The following is a 6004-nucleotide window of genomic DNA, read 5'->3' on the forward strand; positions in this document are numbered from 1 at the left end:
GGGCTGAGGACGTAGGCGCTCGTCTCGGGGAGGGGCAGGCCGATGGTGGGCTCGCCCTCGGCGTGAGGGACGCGGGTGAAGGTGGAGTAGGTGGTGTCCTCGGTGGGGCCGTAGAGGTTGAAGACGTGCTCGACGGAGCCGGTGGCGTAGAGGGCGCGCGCGAGGGTGCCGGGAAGCGGCTCACCCGCGAGGTTGATGGTGCGTGCGGAAGGGGGCAGAGCCTTCAACCGAAGCAGCTCGGCGATGGCGGAGGGGACGGTGTTGATGAGCGTCACCTCGGCGGCGGCGGGCAGGCTCGCGAGAGCGAGGGCGTTGTCAGCGAGCAGCACCGCGCCACCGCAGGCGAGAGGCGCGAAGAGCTCGAAGACGGAGAGGTCGAAGCAGACGGACGTGGCCGCCAGCGTGCCGGCCAACTGGGCAGGGGAGAAGGTGGATAGGGCCCAGTCGAGGAAGGCGGTGGCGCTCGCGTGGGAGATGGCGACGCCCTTGGGCCTGCCCGTGGAGCCGGACGTGTAGATGACGTAGGCGAGGTTCGCCTCGGTCACGTTCGTGCCTGGCGCCGACGTGGGCCGTGACGCGACGCCTTCGGGAAGCGCGTCGAGGCAGAGGGTGTCCACGCCCTGGGTGTCGAGCTTGAGGGACTCCAGCAGCGACTGGTGGGAGATCAGGATCCGCGCGCCGGAGTCCGCGAGGGTGAAGTCGAGGCGCTGGCGGGGGTACGTCGGGTCGAGCGGCACGTAGGTGCCACCGGCCTTGAGGATGGCGAGCAGGGAGGTGACGAGGTCGACGTTGCGCTCCAGGCAGACAGCGACGCGCACCTCGGGCCCGACGCCTTGCGCGCGCAGGTGGTGCGCGAGCTGGTTGGCCCGTGCATCAAGCTGGGCGTAGGTGAGGCGCTGGGTGCCGACGACGAGGGCGGTGGCGTCGGGCGTGCGGGCCACCTGCTGGGCGACGAGGTGGTGGATGAGGCCCCGGCGCAGCGTCGTGCCCGTGTCGTTCCACTCCACGAGCAGCGTCTGCCGCTCGTCCGGCGTCAGCATTGGCAGGTCGGCGACCCGGGTGTCGGGGCTCGACACCGCGGACCCGAGCAACACCTGGAGGTGTTTCACGAGCCTCTGGACCGTCTCTTCGCGGAAGAGGTCGGCGCTGTAGGTGATGGCGCCTTGCAGCCCTTCCGGTGACGTGGCGAAGGCGAACGTGAGGTCGAACTTCGCGGCGTGGTCCTCCACCTGCACGGGCTGGATGGACAGCGCCCCTTGCGTCGCGGTGGGCGCGCTCGTGTTCTGCAGGAGGAGCATCGCCTGGAAGAGCGGCGTGCGGCTCAGGTCCCGCTGCGGGTGCAGTTCTTCGACGAGCTTCTCGAACGGGACGTCCTGGTGGGCCAGGGCTCCCAGGGTCGTCTCCCTCGCTCGGGCCAGCAGCTGGCGGAAGGTGGGCGCGTCATCCAGGCGGGCCCTCAGCGCCAGCGTGTTGACGAAGAAGCCGATGAGGCCTTCCAGCTCGGAGAAGCGGCGGCCCGCGATGGGCGTGCCGATGACGACGTCGTCCTGGCCGGAGTAGCGCGCGAGCAACGCCTGCGTGGAGGCCAGCAGGACCATGAAGAGGGTGGCTCCCTCCTTCTGGCCCAGGGACTCCAGCGCCTGACTCACCGACACGGGCAGGCGGAAGTGGACGGCTCCTCCTCGCGCGGACTGCACGGGCGGACGCGGGAAGTCCGTGGGCAGCTCCAGTGCGTGCGGTGCACCCGTGAGCTGCTGCTTCCACCACGCCACCTGTTGCTCCAGCACCTCGCCTTGCAGCCACGCGCGCTGCCAGGCCGCGTAGTCAGCGTACTGGATCGGCAGCTCGGGCAACGGAGAGGGACGGCCCTGGCGGAAGGCTTCGTAGAGCGCGGACATCTCGCGCACCAACACCCCGGTGGACCAGCCGTCGGAGACCACGTGGTGCAGGTTGAGGAGCAGCACGTGCTGGTGCTCGGAGAGACGCAGCAGGCGGGCTCGCAGCAGGGGGCCTCGGGCGAGATCGAACGGCGTCGCGGCTTCTTCCTGGGCCAGGCGTCGGGCCTCGGTCTCCGGGGCTTCGTGCTGGCTCAGGTCGACCACGGGCAACCGGAGGGGCGTGGGCGCGTGGATGCGCTGCACCGGTGCTCCGCCCTCTTCGTGCAGGGTGGTGCGCAGGGCTTCGTGACGGCGCACCAGCTCCGAGAAGGCCTGCTCCAATGCCTTCACGTCCAGGGAACCATCGAGCCGGAGCGCTGACGGGATGTTATAGGCCGACCCTCCAGGCTGGAGCTGATCAAGCAACCACAGGCGCTGCTGCGCGAAGGACAGGGGCAGCGGCTCGCCTGTCCTCGGAGTGGCGACCAGGGCGGGCAGGGCCTTGGCGCTGCTGGCCTGCTCCACGCGCTGGGCGAGCTGCTCCAGGACGGGGGCCTCGAAGAGGGCTCGCAGCGGCAGCTCCACTCCGAAGGCGGAGCGGACCCGCGACACCACCTGCGTGGCCAGGAGCGAGTGGCCTCCCAGCTCGAAGAAGTTGTCCTGACGGCCGATGCGCTCGACTCGCAGCACCTGGGCCCACAGCTCCGCGAGCCGCTGCTCCGTGGATGTGTTCGGTGCGACGTAGTGCTTGCTCCTCGCTGCGCTGGCCTCCGGCGCGGGGAGCGCCTTGCGGTCCACCTTGCCGTTGGGCGTGAGGGGGAACGCGGCCAGCGTGACGTAGGCCGAGGGCACCATGTACTCGGGCAGCTTCTGCTGGAGGAAGGCGCGCAGCTCGCCTGCGTCGCAGGGCGCTTCCGGCACCACGTAGGCGACGAGGCGCTGATCTCCCGGGACGTCCTCGCGGACCAGGACCGTGGCGGTGCGGACCGTGGGATGGGATTGCAGCGCGGCTTCGATCTCTCCCAGCTCCAGCCGGAAGCCTCGCAGCTTCACCTGGAAGTCGATGCGGCCCAGGTACTCGAGCGTGCCGTCTTCCTTCCAACGGGCCTTGTCTCCCGTGCGGTACATGCGCGCACCGGGCTCGGTGCTGAAGGGGTTCGGGACGAAGCGCTCGGCGGTGAGGTTCGGGCGGTCCAGGTAGCCGCGCGCGACGCCTGCTCCCGCGATGAAGAGCTCGCCGGCCACGCCCACCGGGACTGGTTGCAGGTTCGCGTCCAGCACGTAGGTCCGCACGTTGAGCAGCGGTCCTCCGAGCGTGGGCTGCGTTCCTCTCCGGATGGCGAAGGCCGTAGCGTCGACGGTGCACTCGGTGGGGCCGTAGACGTTGAAGGTCCGGGTGTGCTCGGCCGCGGCCAGCACGTTCCAGGTGGCTTCGTCGATGGCTTCACCGCCCGGCACCAGCAGCGAGGGAGCGGAGCCGCCTTCCAGCAGGCCCGCCTGGAGCATCAGCCGCAGCAGGGACGGCGTGCAGTCGAGCACGTCCACCCGGTGCTTCCGCTGCCACGTCACCATCGCCTCCGCGTCCTGCCGCGTGGCCTCCGGGACGATGCACAGGCAGTGGCCATCCAACAGCTGCACCAGTTGCTTGACGGAGGCGTCGAAGGCCAGCGGTGCGTTGACGCTGACCCGCAGGCCCTGGGGCTGGCCCGCGTAGACGGTCCGCTTCAGCGCTCGGTGGAGGTTGAGCACGGAGCCGTGCCGCACCATCACGCCCTTCGGCGTTCCCGTGGAGCCCGACGTGTAGATGACGTACGCGAGGTTCTCGGAGGTGGCGAGTGGCGCGAGCGCGTGTTCGGGCAGGGACGCCCAGGGCGCGCTCTGCGTGTCGACGCTCAGCACCTGGAGTCCCTCCGGACGCCAGGTGTCGATCAGGTGCCGCTGCGTGAGGAGCACCGGCGCCGCGCAGTCCTGGAGCGCGAAGTCCCTGCGCTGCTGGGGCCAGTTCGCATCCAGCGGGACGTACGCTCCGCCTGCCTTCATCACGGCCAACAGCGCGACCACCATGTCCACGGAACGCTCGAAGCAGAGCGCGACCCGGACCTCGGGGCCAACCCCGAGCGTGCGCAGGTGACGGGCGAGCTGGTTTGCTCGGGCGTCGAGCTGCGCGAACGAGAGCACCGTGTCCTCGTCGCTCACGGCGGGCGCCTGGGGCCTGCGGGCGGCCTGCTGCTCGAAGGCGGCGTGGAAGGTGGTGGCGGGAGGCAGTTCTCCGGCGGTGTCGTTCCAGGCGTGGAGCAGTTGCTGGCGCTCGTCGGGCGTCAGCAGGGACAGCTCGGCGAGGCGCTGATCCGGGTGCGCGATGAGGCCTTCCAGCAGGACCTGGAAGTGCTTCGCCATGCGGCTCGCGGTGGCCGGTGAGAACAGGTCGGCGCTGTACTTGAGCGCTCCGACGAGGCCCTCGGGCGTTTCGTTCAGGTCGAGGGAGAGCTCGAACTTGGTGAGGACTTCATCCTCGTCGGCGAGCGGATGCAGGGACAGCGAGGGCAGGGCCAGGGCCTGCACCGGCACGTTCTGCATCGCGAAGAACGCCTGGAAGAGCGCCGAGCGGCTCAGATCCCTCTGGGACTGGAGCTCCTCGACGAGCTTCTCGAACGGGACGTCCTGGTGCTCGAAGGCTCCCAGGGTGGACTCGCGCACCTGGGCCAGCCACTGCCGGAAGGTGCTCGCGCCGTCCACGCGGGCTCGCAGCACCAGCGTGTTGACGAAGAAGCCGATGAGGTCCTCGGTCTCCGTGTGACGCCGGCCCGCGATGGGCGTGCCCACGAGCAGGTCGTCCTGGCCGCTGTAGCGCGACAGGAGGAGCTGCCAGGCGGACAGCAGCAGCATGAAGGACGTGGCGCCTTCGCGCTGTGCGAGGGCTTCGACGGCCTTGCTCAGCTCCCTCGAAAGGCGCACCGGGACACGGCCGCCCCGGTTGGAGAGCACCGGCGGACGGGGGAAGTCGGTGGGCAGCTCCAACTGCGTGGGGGCTCCATCGAGCTGCTGCTTCCACCACGACACCTGCCGCTCCAGCACGTCGCCCGTCAGCCACTGGCGCTGCCACGCGGCGTAGTCGGCGTACTGCACGGGCAGGGCTCGCAGCGGCGAGGGGTGGCCCTGGCGGAAGGCTTCGTAGAGCGCGGCCAGCTCACGCACGAGCACTCCGCTGGACCAGCCGTCGGAGATGACGTGGTGCAGGTTGAGCAGCAGCACGTGCTGCCGTTCGGAGAGGCGCAGCAGGCTGGCTCGCACCAGCGGTCCTCGGGCGAGATCGAAGGGGCGCCGTGCGTCGTCGTGGGCCAGACGGCGGGCCTCGGACTCGGGGGCCTCGTGCTGGCTCAGGTCGCGCGCGGAGAGGTGGAAGGGCGCGGGCGGATGGATGTGCTGCACGGGCGTGCCGCCCTCGTCACCCAGGGTGGTGCGCAGGCTTTCGTGGCGGCGCACCAGCTCCGTGAAGGCTCGCTCCAGCGCGGCTCCGTCCAACGCTCCCTCCAACCGGAGGGCGAACGGCATGTTGTAGGCCGAGCCTCCGGGCTGGAGCTGATCCAGGAACCACAGGCGCTGCTGCGCGAAGGACAGGGGCAGGGGCTCGCCCGTGCGGGGCGTGGACGTCAGGGCGGGGAGCGCGGCGGCATGGCCCGTCTGGTCGATTCGCTGCGCGAGCTGATCGAGGGTCGGGGCCTCGAAGAGGGCTCGCAACGGCAGCTCCACTCCGAACGTGGCGCGGACGCGGGCCACCACCTGCGTGGCCAGGAGCGAGTGGCCTCCCAGTTCGAAGAAGTGATCTTCGCGGCCCACGCGCTCGACGCGGAGCACTTCGGCCCAGAGCGCGGCGAGCTGCTGCTCCGTGGACGTGCGCGGGGCGACGTAGCGCTCTCGCTGCGTGGTGCTGGCCTCCGGAGCGGGGAGGGCCTTGCGGTCGACCTTGCCGTTGGGAGTGAGGGGGAAGGCCGCGAGGGGAACGAAGACGGCGGGCACCATGTACTCGGGCAGCTTCTGCTGGAGGAAGGTGCGCAGCTCGTTCGGATTGGGATTGGAAGCGACGACGTAGGCGACGAGGCGCGGGTCTCCGGTGGGGGAGTCGCGGC

General features: G+C 70.4%; 1 protein-coding gene. It reads right to left on the reverse strand.

Annotation, left to right across the window (positions count from 1 at the left end; all coding sequences use genetic code 11):
* Positions 1 to 6004, reverse strand: a 6004-nt coding sequence (locus D7V93_RS36045; protein WP_120647669.1) for a non-ribosomal peptide synthetase, incomplete at both ends; no start/stop codon positions are given.

Origin of the sequence: Corallococcus llansteffanensis (assembly GCF_003612055.1) — a bacterium.
Lineage (GTDB): Bacteria > Myxococcota > Myxococcia > Myxococcales > Myxococcaceae > Corallococcus > Corallococcus llansteffanensis.